This is a genomic window from Polaribacter ponticola, from assembly GCF_026191475.2.
Classification (GTDB): Bacteria; Bacteroidota; Bacteroidia; order Flavobacteriales; family Flavobacteriaceae; genus Polaribacter; species Polaribacter ponticola.
In genome coordinates this window covers 355,507-372,123 of the sequence record NZ_JAOSLC020000002.1, presented here as the reverse complement: position 1 = coordinate 372,123, position 16,617 = coordinate 355,507, and the positions used below count along the sequence as shown (strand labels likewise).

25 protein-coding genes are annotated in these 16,617 nt (G+C 27.9%); 8 read left to right on the top strand and 17 right to left on the bottom strand.

Annotation, left to right across the window (positions count from 1 at the left end):
* The first annotated feature begins 3 nt into the window (after positions 1-3).
* Both N5A56_RS02085 and N5A56_RS02080 read left to right on the top strand, forming a co-directional pair.
* On the top strand, positions 4-312 hold the full coding sequence (locus N5A56_RS02085; RefSeq protein WP_265723999.1) for a thioredoxin family protein: 309 nt from the start codon (positions 4-6) through the stop codon (positions 310-312).
* A gap of 95 nt (positions 313-407) precedes the next feature.
* Positions 408-665, top strand: a complete 258-nt coding sequence (locus tag N5A56_RS02080) for a DUF6952 family protein (protein WP_265724000.1) — start codon at positions 408-410, stop codon at positions 663-665.
* A 54-nt stretch (positions 666-719) separates the two neighbouring features.
* Here N5A56_RS02080 and N5A56_RS02075 read toward each other — a convergent pair whose 3' ends face one another.
* The 16 genes from N5A56_RS02075 to N5A56_RS02000 all read right to left on the bottom strand — a co-directional run bounded on the left by N5A56_RS02075 (position 720) and on the right by N5A56_RS02000 (position 10,585).
* Positions 720-1,778 carry a flavin monoamine oxidase family protein gene (locus N5A56_RS02075; RefSeq protein WP_265724001.1) on the bottom strand — a complete coding sequence of 353 codons (1,059 nt, stop codon included), beginning with the start codon at positions 1,776-1,778 and terminating at the stop codon, positions 720-722.
* Positions 1,779-1,801: 23 nt separating this feature from the next.
* A complete protein-coding gene (locus N5A56_RS02070) occupies positions 1,802-1,963 on the bottom strand; it encodes a hypothetical protein (RefSeq protein WP_265724002.1) in 162 nt (53 codons plus the stop codon).
* Positions 1,964-2,250: 287 nt separating this feature from the next.
* The gene (locus N5A56_RS02065; RefSeq protein ID WP_265724003.1) at positions 2,251-3,285 is read right to left on the bottom strand and encodes an adenylate/guanylate cyclase domain-containing protein; all 1,035 of its coding nucleotides are present in this window, start codon (positions 3,283-3,285) and stop codon (positions 2,251-2,253) included.
* A 31-nt stretch (positions 3,286-3,316) separates the two neighbouring features.
* Positions 3,317-3,766, bottom strand: a complete 450-nt coding sequence (locus N5A56_RS02060; protein WP_265724004.1) for a GNAT family N-acetyltransferase — start codon at positions 3,764-3,766, stop codon at positions 3,317-3,319.
* A gap of 207 nt (positions 3,767-3,973) precedes the next feature.
* Complete coding sequence (locus N5A56_RS02055; protein WP_265724005.1) at positions 3,974-4,696, bottom strand: LEM-3-like GIY-YIG domain-containing protein; 723 nt, start codon at positions 4,694-4,696, stop codon at positions 3,974-3,976.
* A 163-nt stretch (positions 4,697-4,859) separates the two neighbouring features.
* Complete coding sequence (locus tag N5A56_RS02050; RefSeq protein WP_265724006.1) at positions 4,860-5,159, bottom strand: type II toxin-antitoxin system RelE/ParE family toxin; 300 nt, start codon at positions 5,157-5,159, stop codon at positions 4,860-4,862.
* Positions 5,152-5,403, bottom strand: coding sequence for a type II toxin-antitoxin system ParD family antitoxin (locus N5A56_RS02045; protein ID WP_068449605.1), 252 nt, complete (start codon positions 5,401-5,403; stop codon positions 5,152-5,154). The genes N5A56_RS02050 and N5A56_RS02045 overlap by 8 nt, the downstream gene beginning before the upstream one ends.
* A 47-nt stretch (positions 5,404-5,450) precedes the next feature.
* Positions 5,451-5,645, bottom strand: coding sequence for a hypothetical protein (locus N5A56_RS02040; protein WP_265724007.1), 195 nt, complete (start codon positions 5,643-5,645; stop codon positions 5,451-5,453).
* A 9-nt stretch (positions 5,646-5,654) separates the two neighbouring features.
* Positions 5,655-6,266 (bottom strand): O-methyltransferase, encoded by a 612-nt coding sequence (locus N5A56_RS02035; protein WP_265724008.1) that lies wholly within the window; start codon positions 6,264-6,266, stop codon positions 5,655-5,657.
* Between the two features lie 21 nt (positions 6,267-6,287).
* A complete protein-coding gene (locus tag N5A56_RS02030; protein WP_265724009.1) occupies positions 6,288-6,707 on the bottom strand; it encodes a MoaF-related domain-containing protein in 420 nt (139 codons plus the stop codon).
* 11 nt (positions 6,708-6,718) lie between these two features.
* Positions 6,719-6,925, bottom strand: a complete 207-nt coding sequence (locus N5A56_RS02025) for an ester cyclase (RefSeq protein WP_274270223.1) — start codon at positions 6,923-6,925, stop codon at positions 6,719-6,721.
* Positions 6,926-6,957: 32 nt separating this feature from the next.
* Complete coding sequence (locus tag N5A56_RS02020; protein WP_274270147.1) at positions 6,958-7,137, bottom strand: hypothetical protein; 180 nt, start codon at positions 7,135-7,137, stop codon at positions 6,958-6,960.
* A 102-nt stretch (positions 7,138-7,239) separates the two neighbouring features.
* Positions 7,240-8,121, bottom strand: a complete 882-nt coding sequence (locus N5A56_RS02015) for an AraC family transcriptional regulator (RefSeq protein WP_265724011.1) — start codon at positions 8,119-8,121, stop codon at positions 7,240-7,242.
* Positions 8,122-8,270: 149 nt separating this feature from the next.
* On the bottom strand, positions 8,271-8,696 hold the full coding sequence (locus N5A56_RS02010; protein ID WP_265724012.1) for a VOC family protein: 426 nt from the start codon (positions 8,694-8,696) through the stop codon (positions 8,271-8,273).
* A 210-nt stretch (positions 8,697-8,906) separates the two neighbouring features.
* Positions 8,907-9,113, bottom strand: coding sequence for a hypothetical protein (locus tag N5A56_RS02005; protein ID WP_274270146.1), 207 nt, complete (start codon positions 9,111-9,113; stop codon positions 8,907-8,909).
* 35 nt (positions 9,114-9,148) lie between these two features.
* Positions 9,149-10,585, bottom strand: coding sequence for a serine hydrolase domain-containing protein (locus N5A56_RS02000; RefSeq protein WP_274270222.1), 1,437 nt, complete (start codon positions 10,583-10,585; stop codon positions 9,149-9,151).
* Between the two features lie 370 nt (positions 10,586-10,955).
* Between N5A56_RS02000 and N5A56_RS01995 the strand changes: the two genes are divergently transcribed.
* On the top strand, positions 10,956-11,900 hold the full coding sequence (locus tag N5A56_RS01995) for a sensor histidine kinase (protein ID WP_265724014.1): 945 nt from the start codon (positions 10,956-10,958) through the stop codon (positions 11,898-11,900).
* 93 nt (positions 11,901-11,993) lie between these two features.
* The gene (locus N5A56_RS01990) at positions 11,994-12,719 is read left to right on the top strand and encodes a LytR/AlgR family response regulator transcription factor (RefSeq protein WP_265724015.1); all 726 of its coding nucleotides are present in this window, start codon (positions 11,994-11,996) and stop codon (positions 12,717-12,719) included.
* On the opposite strand, the gene N5A56_RS01985 is transcribed toward N5A56_RS01990, so the two are convergent.
* A complete protein-coding gene (locus N5A56_RS01985) occupies positions 12,720-13,223 on the bottom strand; it encodes a flavodoxin family protein (protein WP_265724016.1) in 504 nt (167 codons plus the stop codon). It abuts the gene before it with no gap.
* Positions 13,224-13,350: 127 nt separating this feature from the next.
* Between N5A56_RS01985 and N5A56_RS01980 the strand changes: the two genes are divergently transcribed.
* The 4 genes from N5A56_RS01980 to N5A56_RS01965 all read left to right on the top strand — a co-directional run bounded on the left by N5A56_RS01980 (position 13,351) and on the right by N5A56_RS01965 (position 16,587).
* The gene (locus N5A56_RS01980) at positions 13,351-14,205 is read left to right on the top strand and encodes a PPK2 family polyphosphate kinase (protein WP_265724017.1); all 855 of its coding nucleotides are present in this window, start codon (positions 13,351-13,353) and stop codon (positions 14,203-14,205) included.
* Between the two features lie 69 nt (positions 14,206-14,274).
* Positions 14,275-15,102 (top strand): 3'-5' exonuclease, encoded by an 828-nt coding sequence (locus N5A56_RS01975; protein ID WP_265724018.1) that lies wholly within the window; start codon positions 14,275-14,277, stop codon positions 15,100-15,102.
* A 77-nt stretch (positions 15,103-15,179) separates the two neighbouring features.
* A complete protein-coding gene (locus tag N5A56_RS01970) occupies positions 15,180-16,079 on the top strand; it encodes a peptidase associated/transthyretin-like domain-containing protein (RefSeq protein WP_265724019.1) in 900 nt (299 codons plus the stop codon).
* 22 nt (positions 16,080-16,101) lie between these two features.
* Positions 16,102-16,587, top strand: coding sequence for an ABC transporter ATPase (locus N5A56_RS01965; protein ID WP_265724020.1), 486 nt, complete (start codon positions 16,102-16,104; stop codon positions 16,585-16,587).
* Positions 16,588-16,617 lie beyond the last annotated feature (30 nt).

Here is a 16,617-nt window from a genome sequence, read left to right as displayed (position 1 = left end):
ATTATGTTACAAGAATTAAGTCAAGATAATCTAGGAGAAATAGTTTCAGGAAATCAAAAAGTTGTGGTTCAATATTCGGCAACTTGGTGTGGAAACTGTAGAATTATGAAACCAAAGTTTAAAAAAATGGCTTCTGAAAATGAAGATGTTGTTTTTGTGATTGCTGATGCAGAAAAGTTTCCAGAAAGTAGAAAGTTTGCAGATGTAAGCAATTTACCCACTTTTGCTACTTTTGTTGATGGTAAAATTGTGAATCAAACACAAACCAACAAATTTGATGTTTTAAAAGATTTAGTAAACGAAGTTATATAAAATTGAATTAAAGGATTGAGAGATTTAATGATTAAAATAACAAGACTAAAATTTTGTTTAAATACTTTAATCTTTTAATTTTTAAATAGAAAAAAATGAAACTACCAGTAATAAAACATTTAACTTCTTTTATTGAAGAAAACGACCAAGATTACGTTTTAGAAACGATTGAAACCTTAGAAGCGTTAACAGAAGTTTCATCTTTAAAAGATGAAGAGTTAGATGTTATTGGAGAGTTAATTTCTAATATGTATGGTGCTTTAGAGGTTGATAAAATGATAAAGGACGGTGCGCCTAAGAAAGAGGCTTTAAATACTTTTATGAAACGTGTTTTAGGTTCTATTGATCAATAATTTAATCTTAAATGAGATTATAAAATCCCAAGCGAGAACTTGGGATTTTTTTGTTTACAGAAATTTATGTGTTAATTGTGCTACAATTTGGTTTCCTCTATAAATTGCACCTTCCATATAGCCTCCATATTTTTTTGATGTTTCTGAACCTGCAATTATAAACTTATCTTTTAAGTATTCTTGTTGATAAATTTCGTGTCCATTATTATAATGTGGAGGTATTAATTTCTCGTTTTTAAAATTAAGAAGCTCATCTTCATTCCATATTTTTTCTTCATAAGAGAGATAGTTTTTTCCTTCTTCTCCAAAAAACTTAAAAAGTTGTTCTTTTATTTTTGCTTCTCTTTGTTTTTTAGATTCGTTTATTAAACGACCATTTAAAAACCCCATTAAAGCAAAATGATTATTCTCAAAATTAGAATGCTCGTACATTTCTGCAATTGGACCTATATTGCTAAAAGCAACACCAGATAAGTTTTTGTCTTTCCAAAAAGGCGTTTTGTAAACAAGAGCAAATTTTATAGAATCTTTCATCCAAGTGTGTGTATTATTAGCAACCTGAATAAGATTTGTGTCTAATTTAGACGAAAATTTAACTGAATTTATCAATAGCTGAGGCGGAATTGTGGAAATAACAATATCTGCTGTAAACTCTGATTGTTCTGTTATTACTTTTATTGCTTCTTTAGAATCATCAATTTTAACAACTTTTTGATTAAGTTGTAGCTCATCAGAAGATAAATTTTCTAACATTTTATCTAAAATAGTTGTTGTTCCGCCAACAATTCTGTAGCTAATTTCTTGGTTTTTTGGTACTTTAAAACGTTGAGGTAAATCTGTATTTGTAGCTTCGTACAATGCATCTCCATTCATGTTCTGCTCAAAAAGTGAGATCTTAAGTTCTTTGCAAGCTTTTAATAATTCTTCATTATATCTCCAGAGCCAAGTTGCACCTAGTTCAACTTTTGTTTTATGATTTTCTTTGGTGTAAATTCTTCCGCCAATTCTATTGTTAGCTTCTAATATTTTAATTGAAAAGCCTTTATTTTTTAACTGATAACCTAAATATAAGCCAGAAATTCCTGCTCCAATAATTAGTATATTTTTCTTCATTTAAAAGTGATAAAATTTATATTTTACTTTTCATTCTCTTTTTCTTCGTTTGCTTTTTTTATAATAGCTTTTAAACGTTCTTTAGTTAATTGTTTTTCTAACTTTACTTTGTTAATTTTCTGATTCATTAACCGAGTATGTTTAGCTTTATTTACAGTGTTTTTTGCTTTTCCTTTTTTAGGCATTTTAATTGAGTATTTTATTAGTCTTTTGCTCTGTTTAAATAGGTTTTATATTTAATTTAATAACTGTTTATTTTACTTAAATTAGGATTTGTATTAATTACTGTCGGATATTCAAAACTGATCTTCCATAAAATCATACATTTCTGCTGTTACTTCAAATAAGAATGTTTCACCTTTTTCGGTATTTTGTTCAAAGCACGTTTTTTTTATTTAATTATGCGCATATACAAAATACAGTTGTGTTTGGATTTTTAATTTGGTAAGTACCATACATTTTATTATCTGCTTTATGTTTGATGAACTCCAAAAAGATTTGTTTGTTTTTCTTTTCCTTTAAGTTCTATACTGCCATGTTCAGAAAAAATAAAACTTGAAGTATATAAAACATTTTTTAAACTCTCTGATATTAAAAAATCTTGACTAAGTTTATTGCATTGATCTTGAATTCTAGCAGCTGTGTTTATAGTATCTCCATGATAGGCAATTTCTTTTTTGTATTTACCAACTTCTGCTACAGTAACAACGCCAGAATTCATACCAGCTTTAAAATTTGGGATACAATTATAATTTTGTTTGTAATACTCTTTACGTTTTGTTAATTGATGTTTAAAATTATAATAAGCATTAAGGCAATTTTGCTCTCTAATTCCGTCTTGTAGTTTCCATGTTAATATTACTCCATCGCCAACATATTGATAAATTTCCGCTTCGCTTTCTAAAGCAGCACCTAAATCTATAAAACAGTCTTGAATCATTTTACTGTATTCTACATGACCTAAGTTTTCTGCATGAGTTGTTGAAGATTGAAGGTCTAAAAACATAAAAATTCGCTTTTCTTCTCTAGGTGTATAGAATTTACCACGAAAAAGTTTCCAAAAATTACTACTTCCAAAAAAGAGGTTTACTTGCCTTAGATTAAACATAAATATATCTACAGAAACGATATATAAATAGATTGCAAAACTACCAGGTTCAAATGCAAAATGAACAAAACTTATATCTTCACTAAAAATAAAATATGCTAATAGTACAATTAAGGAAACGAAGAGCACTGCAAATAGAATTCGAAACATCAACAGTTTTTGAAATGCTACCTGTTTATAACCGTTTTCTTCCGTTAGTATCTGTACAAAGCCCGAGATACTGCCAAAGAAAGGCCCCATTATAAAAGAAACTAAAACAGCTTTCCATAATTCCATATTTACAGAACCAATCTCTTTTGTGCCTTCTCCTCGAATAATACTTAAGAATATAAATGCAATTGTCCAGCCAACAATATATTGTTTTAAGATTTGTAATCTTCGTTTGTTTCTGAACTTCATTTTTAGTATTGATAATTTATTTTTAAGTTTTTTAATTATCGATATAAATATTTCGATTATGCTTTTCCATATAAAAATCAGGGTTATTTAATTTACTAAAACCAAATTTCTTATAAAGCCATTCAGCAGTATCTGTCAATAAAATCCACCTTCTTAATCCTTGTAGATTTGGGTGTTCCATTATTTCATTAATTAACCACTTACTTAATCCTTTTCCTCTATATTCTTTTAAAAGATAAACATCTCCTAAATATGCAATGGTTGAAAAGTCAGAAATTACTCGAGCAAATCCAATTTGTTTGTTTTTATAATAAAGCCCAAAATTCAAAGAATTTTCAATAGATGTTTTCACAGTATTTATTGGAATTCCTTTAGCCCAATCAGTTTCATTTGCAAGAAATTTGTGAATGCTTATAACATCTAATTTATCTTTGTTCGTAGAAATGGTATAATCATCTCTATGTGTTTCTCTAATTTCCAATTCAGTTTTTTCTTTAATTAACGATTTGTATAAGAAAAGTTGCGTTGTTTAACGCAGTAAATTTACTAAATAGGATTAAATACAAAATAAAAAACCTTAAAAAACTAAATTTTAGAATTTTAAGGCTAGAATAGTATTGCATAAATTTAACCAAGAATTTATTTATTTTTTAACTCATTTCTTTGTTGCCTTTAGTTATTTCTCGTTTTATAGTCTGTATTTTATAGGATTTGCTGCTCCTTTTTTCTTTGTGTGAGCCAAAGATTTATTAATATACTTTTCTCTAATTTCTGGTTTTGCAATTTCTCCGTTAAATCCCCAACGATTTTTCCGCTTATTATTTGGCGTTTCAATTTCGTACCATTCTTGAATTTCAAATACTTCGATTACAATTCCACAATATTCAGAAAGTGCATATTTTGTCGTTTTCCTTTTTTGTTCTCCTACAACCCAAGCCTGTTTTGTTGATTCGTAAATTTCGTTACTTGAGTTTCCTCTCATATATTTTTTGTTAATGTTTATTATAATTACTGGGTCAGTTAGTTCAGTCAAAGGTTTTGCGTTATGAATTCTAACAATTTCGTCAGATGTCATAAGTCCTTTTCCGCTTGAGTGATGTCCTAAAACTAAATTAGAAAATTCAAATCCGAATTTATTCCCAAAATCAATTATTGAGGCTTCAATTTCAAACGCTTCTTTTTCTGTTAGTCCGTGTCTGATAATTATATGCTCAACTTCAAATCCGCTATCTATAATTTCTCTGATTGTATCAAGTTTTAAATTAGAATCTTTGTCTTTAATCGCGCAATTTTGGTGATTAAAAACTCTATTTCCAATTCCTTTTCCAATGTAAAAAGGTTTTTTGTCATACGGGTTTATCAATGCGTAAACATAGTAATCTAACTTCTCAATCGTTAGTTGGTCAAACATTCAGCCGGTTTTTTTGGTAATTAAAGGTAACGGTTTTGTGTATGATTTCGTTGCGTGTTTAAGCACTAAAGTTAGCAAATGAATCACAGATAGAAAGTCCGCGAGGACTTTCGTAAATAGGCTAGAACTAGCAAAGAATTATACGCGTTGTTCTACGCAGTTTTTATTCAGCTATTCTTTTTTTCAAATCCATTCTTTCGTGTAGTATTCTCGTAATCTTAACATATTTTTTGTTTAAAGTTCTGTAGAATATTATATGTCGATTTGATTTTATTCCTAAAAGTTGCTTTGAAATACCTTCATAATTCTTTCCTAAATTTGAACTTTCAGCAATTTCCTCATAACTTGAGATTAGTCCATCGTAATATTTATCGGCTTGTTTTTCCGACCAAACCTCAAATGCATATTCCCAAATTTTTGATAAATCTGCAACAGCTTTGTTCGTCAGTTTATATTCAGCCATTAGAGTGCTTTTTCGCTTTTAGAGATTCAAGATGTTTTTTTGGGTCAAAATCGTGTGCTATTCCGCTATCTATTCCTTCTTGAATTGCTTTTTTCAATGCAATTACTTTACTTTCCTCTTCTTCTAAAAGTCTTAATCCTGCACGAATAACTTCGCTGACGTTTTTAAATCTTCCTTCACTAATACTACTTTGCACGAATTGGTCAAAATAATTTCCGAGTGATATTGATGTGTTTTTGTTCATTTTGATACTATTTATATAAAATATACCAAAAATTGGTATGGTTGCTACTATTTGTCTTTTAATTTGTTTAATTCTATTTCCAATGCTTCTGCTTTTTCTTTGAATTTTTGCATTGCTTTTTTCATTTGACCTACTTTTTTCAATAGTTCGTTATTTTGAATGGCTTCATAAATTGTTTCATCATTGGTTTCTTTTGTCTTTGATATCCCGCCACATGTTGGGCAATTTGCTACAGTGCTCATTTTCTATTTTTAAAGTTTTATGATGGCTACTTTACTGTTAAACGTTAATTCAATTTGATACTTTTCTTTAGAAATTGAAGCTAAAATTTTTTTACTGTCTACCATATTTGCATTGTCTACATATATTATGGAGTTCTTGTGAAAGTTTGGTTCAAGCATCTCAAATAAAGGTTGATATAAATTCATCCACCCATCTAATAGAAATAAATCTATGGGTTCAGAATGATTTTTTAATGTTTCAAGCGCATCACCAATTCTTACATCAATTAAGTTTTCTACACCTGCTTTTTTGAAATTTTCTTTTGCAATTTGGGCTTTAGACTCCAATAATTCTGTAGTAATTACATGTCCATTCGTTTCCAAAATTCCTTGTGCTAAAAACAGCGTAGAAATGCCAAAGGAAGTTCCAAATTCAACTATGTTTTTAAAATTGTTTTGTTTAATCAGTTGTACTAATTCTATGCCTTGTTTGTTTGAAATAGGTAGATAAGCTTCTTCAAAATCCTTAGGTTGCAATGGTCTGAATGCAGATTTAGCAACACCTTTAATCATTTTAAGTTTATCATATTTTGCATCTGTATAAAGATCAGCAATTGTATTCGTTATTTGTTGCGTATGCATATTCTGTTTTTTTAATCGAGATTATTCTATCTTCCTCACAACATGTTCTATTACACCAGATTGAAAGCCTAAAAAAGGTTTTTCACCACCATATTTAGAAATAACAGATACTTTAACTGTGTTACTATTAAAATTATAAACTTGTGTCACAAAATTTTCAGTATCTGGTTCATGCCAATTAACTAAATAAATGCCTGCATCTATTTTTGTTGATTTGTACGAATACGTTTGAGCCGGCTTGTCTGCGTTTCTACCATTTAACCACTTGTAGGTTAATGAATCATTTGCAAATGAAATGTCAACTGCTCCTGCATTTTGGTATTGAAAGGTAAAACTTGTGCCATTTAAAAGATGCTCTTCTTTGTCCAGGTTAGTATTTGTCTGAGCAAATGTTGTTAAGCTTGTTAGTAAAAGGGTTACTATGTATATTGATTTTTTCATGATATTTTAAATTATTGTTGTAGTTGTTTTAATGCAGTTGCCCAATCTTCAATGTGGTTTACTTTTACGATTTTCTCATTTTCGATAGTATGAATATCGATAGACATTGTTTCAAATGATTTTGTGCCATCTGTTGGTAATCCAAAGAACTTTCCTTCAGGTGAGTTTGGTGTTCCAGATACTTTACTTCTTACTATTACTTGATTTTCAGTTTCAATAATAGCTATAGGTTCCCATTTTAAATCTGGAATTATGTGCCAAAAAAGCCTAATTGTCCAATAAGTTGTTCTTTATTTTTGTTGTCTACTGTTCCTTCTGAAATAAAGTTGTCTCCTAAAATTGAGTTAAGTACATCAGCAGGATTAGTTTCTGTGTTTACAGTTAATGCTCCTTGATAAAACGGTAATACGATTGATTTTAAGTTTGTCATCTTTCTATTTTTTAATTGTTTAAAATTTATAGTACAAAGATGTGAATTAAGACTATTATAAAAAAGATGAAAAATGGTGTAAAAATGGTTAAAGTTGAACCTTTACTCGTTTTTAAGTGACTTAACGAATGATTTTGGGGTTAATCCTGTTTGCTTTTTGAAATATTTAGTGAAGTTGGTTGGATCTTCAAAACCTAAATCGTACGCTAGTTTAGTGCTTTTTATTGAGGTATTAATTAATTTTCTTTTTGCTTGTAGCACTATGAAATCATCAATAACATTTTTAGCCGTTTTGTTCATTAATTCTTTACAAATAGTATTTAAATGTTTGTAGGTTATGGCTAATTTATCAGCATAAAAACTGGCGTTTCTGCTTTGTGTGTAATGGTTTTCTAGTAATGAATTGAAATTTTGAAATAAACTCAATTTAGAAGAATCAAAGTGTTTTTTACTTTGGTTTTGTTTAATGTTTTCCGCTTTCGATATAAGAATAGTGAGTAAGGCTTTAGTAATATCTTTTTGATTAAATGCTTGTTTCTTATTGAACTCTTTTTGTAATAGGTTAAAATAATTTAAAAAATCAGATTCTTTAGGAATTTGCAAAATAGGGGAAAATAATTCTGGATTGAAAAGACGAAATACAAAATTGTCTGTAAAATTAGAAAAACAGCTCACAAAAAATACTTCTGTAAATACCATACAGTAGCCTTGTAGGTTGGTCGAAAAATCAAAAGCATTTATTTGTTCCTTAGAAAGATAAACTAACGTATTCTCTTTTACTGAATACCATTTAAAATCTATAAAATGGCGACCTTCACCTTTGGTAAAAAAAAGTAGATTGTAAAACTTAAGTTGATGTGGTTTTTGCGAATTATGATCGTCCGTTTGTTTTCTATTCGCAATTTTCTCTATAGGTACAATTTCAAAACCAAAATTTTCATCATCTGCAGGCTTAAAATTAATATTTGGAATGTTTTTTTTCATATTACCTACAACGTATTATATAGTAACTTTTATTGTGCATATCACTTAAATAAAGCAGGATGGCTTACTTTTTATGTTACTGTTATTGCGTAAAGATAATTTATTTAACTTCTTTTATCAAACAGGATAATTTACTTTATACTTTAAAATTATTCTAAAAGGTTTAACTGCCAAGAAATACCAAATCGATCTTCGCACCAACCAAATTTTTTTCCAAATCCGTAATTTTCAGATTCGTAATTATCAAGAGGTATCATTATTTTGCCACCGTTAGACGAAAGTTCTTTAAATAAAATATCTATTTCATTTTCTGTGGTACAATCTACAAACAAAGATACTGCTGGTGTAAAAGACCAAGCATGTTGGTAATTACTTTCGGAAACTTTGTATTCTATATTATTTAGAGTAAAAACACCATATTTTATAAGATCTGGTGTGTCACCAGCTTCACCTTCTTGGTATTTTGTGATGCTTTTAATTTCTGAATTAGGAAAAATTGAAGTGTATAAACGTATTGCTTCTTCCGCTTTACCGCATTGATTGCCAACAAAGGTTAAAAATGGTGCTATTTTCATCTTTTTAAATTTTGGTTAAAACCTTAGATTATTGAAGTTATTGTAACGATGAAGATAATTATAATTTCTCTTTTACATGTAATTTGTGTAGTTTTTAACAACATCAACAATCTAGAGATTATCACTAAGTATTGTTTTTTTAAGCTTTAGAACAATTTAATAACCTTATAAACAAATAGAGGGTTTAATTATAAGTTATTTAGTTTGCTCTTATAAGGTTTTGTTTTTTATATAAAAATTTATAATTGAAGCTTTGTAATCCGTTTTATCATCTGTTAAAATTAATTCTTTATCAGATACTTTTATTTTTAAATCTTGCATTCCGTTATTTCTATGACCATTAATAAAAAAAGAATTTTTGTTTGTCTGTGTTAATTTAACTTTTTTAATTGTACTTGTTCGTATTTTATCATCCATAAACATACCTTGAATTTTATTTTCAGTATTAATACCTAAAACAAAACCAACGTCTTCTTTTTCAAAATGAAACCTAATATGTGCCGTTTTATTACCTGATATTTCATTAATTTTATAAATGTTGAAAGATTTAAAATTTCCAGCATTTTTAAGAAATAAGCCCACATTCCTTTTAATTGATTTATACCTTCTTTAGAGCCTAAAAATTCTTTCATTTTTTTATCTCCATACGTTGTAAGTCCATCAAAATTTTGAGAACTCATAGCATTGGCAAAAAACAATGCTGTTTCACTAGTTTTATTATTTTCATTAGCATCTTTAGAAAACTTGTAAGTAAAAACAGACCATGGTTCTTTACCTGTTGCTTCTAATGTATACAAATCTCCTTGTTTTTTTAAAACTAACGAATGCTTATTGTCTAATTTAAATTTATTACTATAATCTACTATTTTTTTTGTTTTAATTGATTTAGGAAGCAATTCAACTTTATTGCCTTGTATGATTGTAATAAGTTTGTCAATTATTTCTCCGTCTATAAACTGATTTTTTCCTTGAAAGTTACTTTCTGTAATTAAATCTGTTGTTGTTGCGTTTGTTAAAATAACAATCTTTATATTTTTTTCTGGTAACATGCCTATAATTGAAGTTACACCTGGTAATAAGCCTGTATGGTTAATCCATTTTTCCCCGTCTTTATTTTGAATTCTCCAACCTAAACCATATTCAGAATCATTTACACCTCTCGATTGCGTGTAGTTAAATAGTTTTTCTACAGACGATGGTTTAAGTAAAATTCCGTTTTCTAAAGCTCTCATAAAACGTTGTAAATCTAGAGAAGTAGAATTAATATTACCTGCTCCTTTTAACCAAGAAGAATGAATTTTACTTCTAATTTTAGTAAAAGAATGCATGCCTAAACCTATATGAGGAAAAGCTTTTTTTCTTACTACTTTATAATTGTTAACACTTGTGTTTTTCATGCTTGCAGGCTTAAAAACAGCTTGTTCCATATATGCTGCGTAAGACATTTTAGAAATATCTTCTATAATATAAGCTAAAAGTGTATATCCAAAATTATTGTATTCAAAACCTTTGCCAGGTTCGTGTTTAAGTTTAGAGTCTTTAAATTTTTCAAAAAGATTGTTTAATGTAACTAAATTTTCTCCTGGCATTAATCCGTTTCCTTCATTATCTATTCTGCCTATATTGGCTTGCATACCAGAACTATGATTTAATAAATGACGAATGGTTATTTTAGGAGAATAATCTGGAATAAAATTGGGAAAAAAAGTACTAATTGGTGTGTTTAAAGAGAGTTTGTCATCCTCTATTAGTTTCATAATCCCAACAGCGGTTAATGGTTTTGTTACAGAAGCAACGCTAAAAATAGTATTCTTAGTATTCTTTCTTAAAGTTGATGCATCTGCAAAACCAAAACTTTTTTTATAAATAATTTTATCATTTTTACTAATTAATACATTTCCTAAAAATCGATTATAATGTGCGTAACTTTCAAATACTTCGTTGATGTTATCTTTTAATTTACCTTCAGGTTTTTTTGACTAAATGAGCTGCATCCTAAGAATAAACCCATTGTAATTGCTATTATTTTTTTCATTTTTGTTTCGTTTATAATGAATATTAAGCAATAGTAAAACAGAATATTTGTATCAAAAAAAGAATGTGATTGTTTAGCTTTTTTATGTGATTAATAACTAGTTAGATGTGAAATAGGTTAAACTTCACAAGAATATTTAGTTTCGTCACTTAATAAGTACATTTAATCCCCTTGTTTGTTTTAAAAGTAATTAAAACCCTATTTTTGAGTGTAAAATAGTTAGAATGAAAAAATATTTAGAAGCGATTATTCATGTTTTGGTTTGGGTAATTGCTTATTTCTTAATATTAAATTATATTAATACCATCTCAGATTTTAGAAAAGGAGATGGTCCGTTTTGGCTTGCTGTTTTGTTTGGTATGTTAATGAGTCAGGTTTTATTTTATTCTACAGCCCTTGTTATTGTACCTAAATATTTAAGATTAAAAAAAATTGTAACTTTAATTATTACGTTAACCTGTTTTTTTGTTTTTATTAATTTATTTGAGAGTTTAATAGATTATTACTGGTTAGTTGGTTTTTTCTCAACAGAGGATGAATCTTATTTAAGTTATTTAAATTATAATACTATCAGTAGTTTTTTTATACTCTTATTAGGTTTGTCTTATGCTCTAATTAAGTATTGGATTCAAAACGAAAAATTGAAAAGACTTTTATACGAAGAGAAGTTAACTACAGAAATGGCTTTTTTAAAGTCTCAAATAAATCCTCATTTCTTGTTTAACGTGCTAAATAGTTTTTATGCAAAAGCATTAAAAAATGATGTGCCAGATTTAGCCGATGGAATTTCTAAGTTAGCAGAATTAATGCGCTATATGGTTTATGAAACAAATGAAAATACTGTAGCGTTAGAAAAAGAAATTCATCACCTTAAAAAATTTATTCAAGTGTATCAATTACGTATTGCAGATGAGGATGATGTTTTTATTAATTTTACAATTAAAGGAAATGTAGAAAATGTAAAAATTAGTCCAATGTTGTTAATACCTTTTGTAGAAAACGCTATTAAACATGGTGTGGATATAAAAACGAAATCGATAATAGATATTTTTATAGAAGTTACTAAAAATGGTTTAATATATAAAGTAACCAATACTCTACAAAAAACGGCAATTGGATTAAAAGAGAATTCTTCTGGTTTTGGTTTAGATAACTTAAAAAAAGGTTGATTATTTTATATCCTGATACGCATTTGTTGGAAACAAGAGTAGAAAAAGGAAATTTTATATCTTTACTTACCTTGCAATTAGATTAATAATTTTATGAATTATATAATAATAGACGATGAGCCAGATGCTATAGATGTTCTTAAATTTCATCTAAATAAAATTCCTTTTATGGAATTAAATGCAACTTTTAGAGATCCTTTAGAAGCCATAGAATATCTACAAAATAATACTGTAGATCTTCTTTTTTTAGATATTAATATGCCAAAACTTTCTGGTATTAGTTTTCCTAAGTTTTTAGCAAAACCACCATTAATTATTTTTACAACTGCATATTCTGAATATGCTTTGGAAAGTTATGAATTAAAAGCTGTAGATTATCTTTTAAAACCTATTGCATTTGATAGGCTACTTACAGCAGTTATAAAAGCAAAAGAGATACTAAGTAAAAATAAAGACGTAATTAATAAAAGTATAGAAACGGGGCAAGAAATAACAGAGCAGACTGTTTTTATAAAAAGTGGCTCAGAATTTCATCAAGTTTCTATATTAGATATTAAGTATGTAGAAAGTGATGGTAATTATGTAACGTTTTATACTTTTAAGCGTTCTATTTTGGCGCGTTATAAATTATCTGAAGTAATAGAATTACTACCTAACAAATTGTTTATTAGAATTCATCGTTCTTATATTGTAGCGTTAAAACACATAGAAACCATAAAAAAACATTGCGTACTTATAGATGGTGTAGAAATACCTATAAGTAGCAATTATAGAGAGAATTTCTTTACTTTTATAAATGGAATTAGTAAAAGTAATTAATTAAAATAAGGTTCTAAATTTTGTAATATTAACTTTAGCCTCTTCAGCTATTTCATCACCAGAAAACCAAATATGTGTATCGCCCAAATATTGCATGCCTAAATACTTTGCGCTTTCTATAAATGGCATTGTAAATCCGGTTTTTAAGTCGTTTTCTCCAGAGTTACTTATCATTGCCATTTTTTTACCACGTAATTGTCTGCCTAAATCTTTCTTATAGTGTAAAAGATCAGACATTCTATCAAAAAAGTGTTTTAAAGTACCACTCATTGCATACCAATAAACTGGTGTTGCAAAAATGATAGTATCATATTTAGTTATTATTTCTTCCATTAATGGTAAGAAATCATCATCTGCATTAGAAAAATCATATTCAAAAGCACCAATGTTCTTTGTTTTTAAATCGATAACATCAAATACATTGTCTTTATTTAAACAACTAATTACTTTATGTGTATTTCCTCGGCTCTTTGAGCTTCCTTGAATGATAACTGCTTTTTTCATGCTTTAAAGATCAAAAATTAAGATGAAAATTTTAAGAAAAAATTATCATTTTAATTGATAAATGCCAAGAGAAAATCAATGAGAAACCCACTATTTTTTTTATCTTTAAACATTAATTGTGTTGCAAATGAATTTAGAAAAATATAAAGTTAAAAGCACTATAAGTTTAGTAGATTTTTCTACAAAAGAAGTTGTAGAAGATGCTAAAAAAGGACTTAAAAAAGTAAGAAGAAAGTTAAGTGAGTTGCAAAATGCCATGTATGCAGAAGGTAAATATGCAGCACTTATATGCTTACAAGGAATGGATACTTCTGGTAAAGACAGCTTAATAAGAGAAGTTTTTAAAGATTTTAATGCAACAGGTGTAGAAGTACATAGTTTTAAAGTGCCAACAGAATTAGAGTTAAAACACGATTTTATGTGGAGGCATTATATTGCTTTACCAGCAAAAGGAAAAGTGGGTGTTTTTAATAGAACACATTATGAGAACGTTTTGGTAACAAGAGTGCATCCTGGTTATGTTTTTGGCGAAAACATACCTTCAGTAAAAAGTTTAGAAGATTTAGACGATGCATTTTATCATGATAGAATGGAAAGAATTAATGATTTCGAAAATCATTTGGTTAAAAACGGAACCATTGTTTTAAAATTCTTTTTAAATTTATCTAAAGATGAACAAAAAAATAGATTATTAAGAAGGTTAAATATTCCTGAAAAAAATTGGAAGTTTTCTGATGGAGATTTAAAAGAGCGAAAACTGTGGGATAAATACATGTTTTGTTACGAAGACTTATTAAATAGAACTTCTAAGGAAAAGGCACCTTGGTTTGTTGTACCTGCAGATGATAAACCTACTGCAAGATTAATTTTAGCAGAAATTTTATTAGAAGAATTAAAAAAATATAATTTTAAAGAACCTACATTGTCGCCAAAATTAGTAGCGCAATTAGACGATTTTAAAGCACAATTAGATAACGAATAGCATCAGTTTTTAATTTAGTAAAATTCTGATTATCAGGATTTAAATTTTAAACTTTTTAACTTATAAAAAATGAACTTAAACTTAACAAAACCAATTGTATTTTTCGATTTAGAAACAACAGGAATAAATATTGCTGCAGACAGAATTGTAGAATTATCTATTTTAAAAGTTTTTCCTAACGGAAATAAAGAAAGTAAAACTTGGCTGGTAAATCCGGAAATGGAGATACCTAAAGATTCGTCTGAAATACATAGTATTACAAACGAAAAAGTAGCTGCAGAACCAACTTTTAAAGAGTTAGCTTCTAAAGTAAGCGAAATGATTGCAGGTTGCGATTTAGCTGGTTTTAATTCTAACCGTTTCGATATTCCTTTATTGGCAGAAGAATTAATGCGTGCTGGTATAGATTTTGATATGAATGATAGGAAAGCCATAGATGTGCAAGTTATTTTTCATAAAAAAGAACAAAGAACATTAAGTGCAGGATATCAGTTTTATTGTGGTAAAGAATTAGAAGGCGCACATGGTGCAGAAGCAGATACCAATGCAACCTATGAAATTTTGTTAGCACAATTAGACAAGTATGAAGATATTGGTAATAATGTAGATGCATTAAGTGAATACTCTACACACGGAAAAAGAGCAGATTTTGCTGGTTTTATTTTAATGAATGATAAAGATCAAGAAATTTTCTCTTTCGGTAAATACAAAGGCAGAACTGTAGAAGAGGTTTTTAAAGAAAACCCAGGCTATAATAATTGGATTCAGAATGCGGATTTTCCTTTATACACAAAAAAGGTGCTAAAAGGTATTAAAGAAAGAATGACAGCGCCAAAAGTAAAAATGTCTGATGCAGAAAAATTACAAGCTTTACAGCAAAAGTTTAATTTAAGATAAAACACATTGTCATTTCGAGTGGAATTCTTTTTTAAGAATTTTATATCGAGAAATTTTAAAAAACATCGAATTGTTATATGAAAAAGCTGCTTTTCTTCTTATTAATTAGTTCGCAATTATTTGGTCAGAAAATAAATTTTAACGGTACGTTATTAGATTTTGAGACAAAAGAGCCAGTTGTGTATGCAAACATTAGTTTTTTAAAGACAAGTTTAGGTATTTCTTCTTTAGAAAATGGTACTTTTAATTTAGAAATTGATGAAAAATTATTGCAAGAAAAAGTGCATGTATCTTGCTTAAATTATAAGGATACAATTTTTTTAGCAAAAGATATTTATAACAAAGTTTTGTATTTAAAACCTAAAAGGTTTCAGTTAGATGAAATTGTACTCTCTAGAAAAATTGATAGAGAATTAATTATTGATAAATATAAAAGAAAAGATATAAAAGGAACTTTTGGAGGTCGTCAAAGTTCCCCATGGATTGTTACAAAGTATTTTCCTTATAAAAAGGAATATGAAAATATTAGTTATTTAAAAGAAATTACAGTTTACTTTGGATCAATATTTGCGAGAGAAAAGTCTAAATTTAGAGTAAGGTTATTTAAGATTAATAATTCAACAGGTTTTCCTTCAGAAGATATTATAAGTCAAGAGATTATTGCCACATCAAAAAAAATTAATGGAAAAGTAATAATTGATGTTTCTAAATTTGATATTGAATTTCCAAAGGATGGTTTTTTTGTAGGGTTAGAAAGAATTCATATTCCTTATAATTTTTATGAATATAAGTATACAATTCAGGGTAGTAAAAAGAAGCATATTGCAAAAGCTGTGGCACCAAGTTTTGGTTCTGTTTATACAAAAGATACAACATTCCATTTTTCAAAAGGAAAATGGAGGAAATTTTATTTTCCTACAAAAATGTATAAAGGGAATCAAATAGAACCTGCTATATCTTTAAAACTTACAAATTAAATAACGAAACATTAAAAAGAATATGTTTACAGAATATAAAAATTTACCAAAAAATTCTCGAGTTTGGATTTATCAATCAGACAAAGAATTTAACAATACAGACATTGAGTTTATTTCTAAAAAAGCAGAAGAGTTTATAAATTCTTGGACACGACATGGCGATAATTTAAAAGGCTCTTTTACTATTAAATACAATCAGTTTTTAGTGTTAGCTGTAGACGAGAGTTTTAACAGTGTTTCTGGTTGTTCTATAGATAGTTCTGTGCGTTTTGTACAAGAACTAGAAAAAGAATTAAGCCTAGATTTAATGAATAAAATGAACGTTACTTTTAAAGATAACGATACTATTAATTTAGTAAAATTGCCAGATTTTCAGAAATTTGCCAAAGAGAAAAAGATACATGCAGAAACCATTGTATTTAATAATATGGTAAATACTAAAGAAGATTTTGAAAATAATTGGGAAGTTCCTGCAAAAGAAAGTTGGCACAAACGATTTTTGGTATAACGATCAATTTTAGATTGATGAACTAATTTT

Excerpts from the sequence above, each read along its gene's own strand:
- N5A56_RS02015 (WP_265724011.1), bottom strand. The coding sequence starts at position 8,121 with ATGAAAAAAAACATTCCAAATATTAATTTTAAGCCTGCAGATGATGAA.
- N5A56_RS02070 (WP_265724002.1), bottom strand. The coding sequence starts at position 1,963 with ATGCCTAAAAAAGGAAAAGCAAAAAACACTGTAAATAAAGCTAAACAT.
- N5A56_RS01985 (WP_265724016.1), bottom strand. The coding sequence starts at position 13,223 with ATGAAAAAAGCAGTTATCATTCAAGGAAGCTCAAAGAGCCGAGGAAAT.
- N5A56_RS02080 (WP_265724000.1), top strand. The coding sequence starts at position 408 with ATGAAACTACCAGTAATAAAACATTTAACTTCTTTTATTGAAGAAAAC.
- N5A56_RS02045 (WP_068449605.1), bottom strand. The coding sequence starts at position 5,403 with ATGAACAAAAACACATCAATATCACTCGGAAATTATTTTGACCAATTC.
- N5A56_RS01990 (WP_265724015.1), top strand. The coding sequence starts at position 11,994 with ATGAATTATATAATAATAGACGATGAGCCAGATGCTATAGATGTTCTT.
- N5A56_RS02035 (WP_265724008.1), bottom strand. The coding sequence starts at position 6,266 with ATGCATACGCAACAAATAACGAATACAATTGCTGATCTTTATACAGAT.
- N5A56_RS02065 (WP_265724003.1), bottom strand. The coding sequence starts at position 3,285 with ATGAAGTTCAGAAACAAACGAAGATTACAAATCTTAAAACAATATATT.
- N5A56_RS01995 (WP_265724014.1), top strand. The coding sequence starts at position 10,956 with ATGAAAAAATATTTAGAAGCGATTATTCATGTTTTGGTTTGGGTAATT.
- N5A56_RS02020 (WP_274270147.1), bottom strand. The coding sequence starts at position 7,137 with ATGACAAACTTAAAATCAATCGTATTACCGTTTTATCAAGGAGCATTA.
- N5A56_RS02040 (WP_265724007.1), bottom strand. The coding sequence starts at position 5,645 with ATGAGCACTGTAGCAAATTGCCCAACATGTGGCGGGATATCAAAGACA.
- N5A56_RS02075 (WP_265724001.1), bottom strand. The coding sequence starts at position 1,778 with ATGAAGAAAAATATACTAATTATTGGAGCAGGAATTTCTGGCTTATAT.
- N5A56_RS01970 (WP_265724019.1), top strand. The coding sequence starts at position 15,180 with ATGAAAAAGCTGCTTTTCTTCTTATTAATTAGTTCGCAATTATTTGGT.
- N5A56_RS02050 (WP_265724006.1), bottom strand. The coding sequence starts at position 5,159 with ATGGCTGAATATAAACTGACGAACAAAGCTGTTGCAGATTTATCAAAA.
- N5A56_RS02030 (WP_265724009.1), bottom strand. The coding sequence starts at position 6,707 with ATGAAAAAATCAATATACATAGTAACCCTTTTACTAACAAGCTTAACA.
- N5A56_RS02010 (WP_265724012.1), bottom strand. The coding sequence starts at position 8,696 with ATGAAAATAGCACCATTTTTAACCTTTGTTGGCAATCAATGCGGTAAA.
- N5A56_RS02055 (WP_265724005.1), bottom strand. The coding sequence starts at position 4,696 with ATGTTTGACCAACTAACGATTGAGAAGTTAGATTACTATGTTTACGCA.
- N5A56_RS02005 (WP_274270146.1), bottom strand. The coding sequence starts at position 9,113 with ATGGATGATAAAATACGAACAAGTACAATTAAAAAAGTTAAATTAACA.
- N5A56_RS02085 (WP_265723999.1), top strand. The coding sequence starts at position 4 with ATGTTACAAGAATTAAGTCAAGATAATCTAGGAGAAATAGTTTCAGGA.
- N5A56_RS01975 (WP_265724018.1), top strand. The coding sequence starts at position 14,275 with ATGAACTTAAACTTAACAAAACCAATTGTATTTTTCGATTTAGAAACA.
- N5A56_RS01980 (WP_265724017.1), top strand. The coding sequence starts at position 13,351 with ATGAATTTAGAAAAATATAAAGTTAAAAGCACTATAAGTTTAGTAGAT.
- N5A56_RS01965 (WP_265724020.1), top strand. The coding sequence starts at position 16,102 with ATGTTTACAGAATATAAAAATTTACCAAAAAATTCTCGAGTTTGGATT.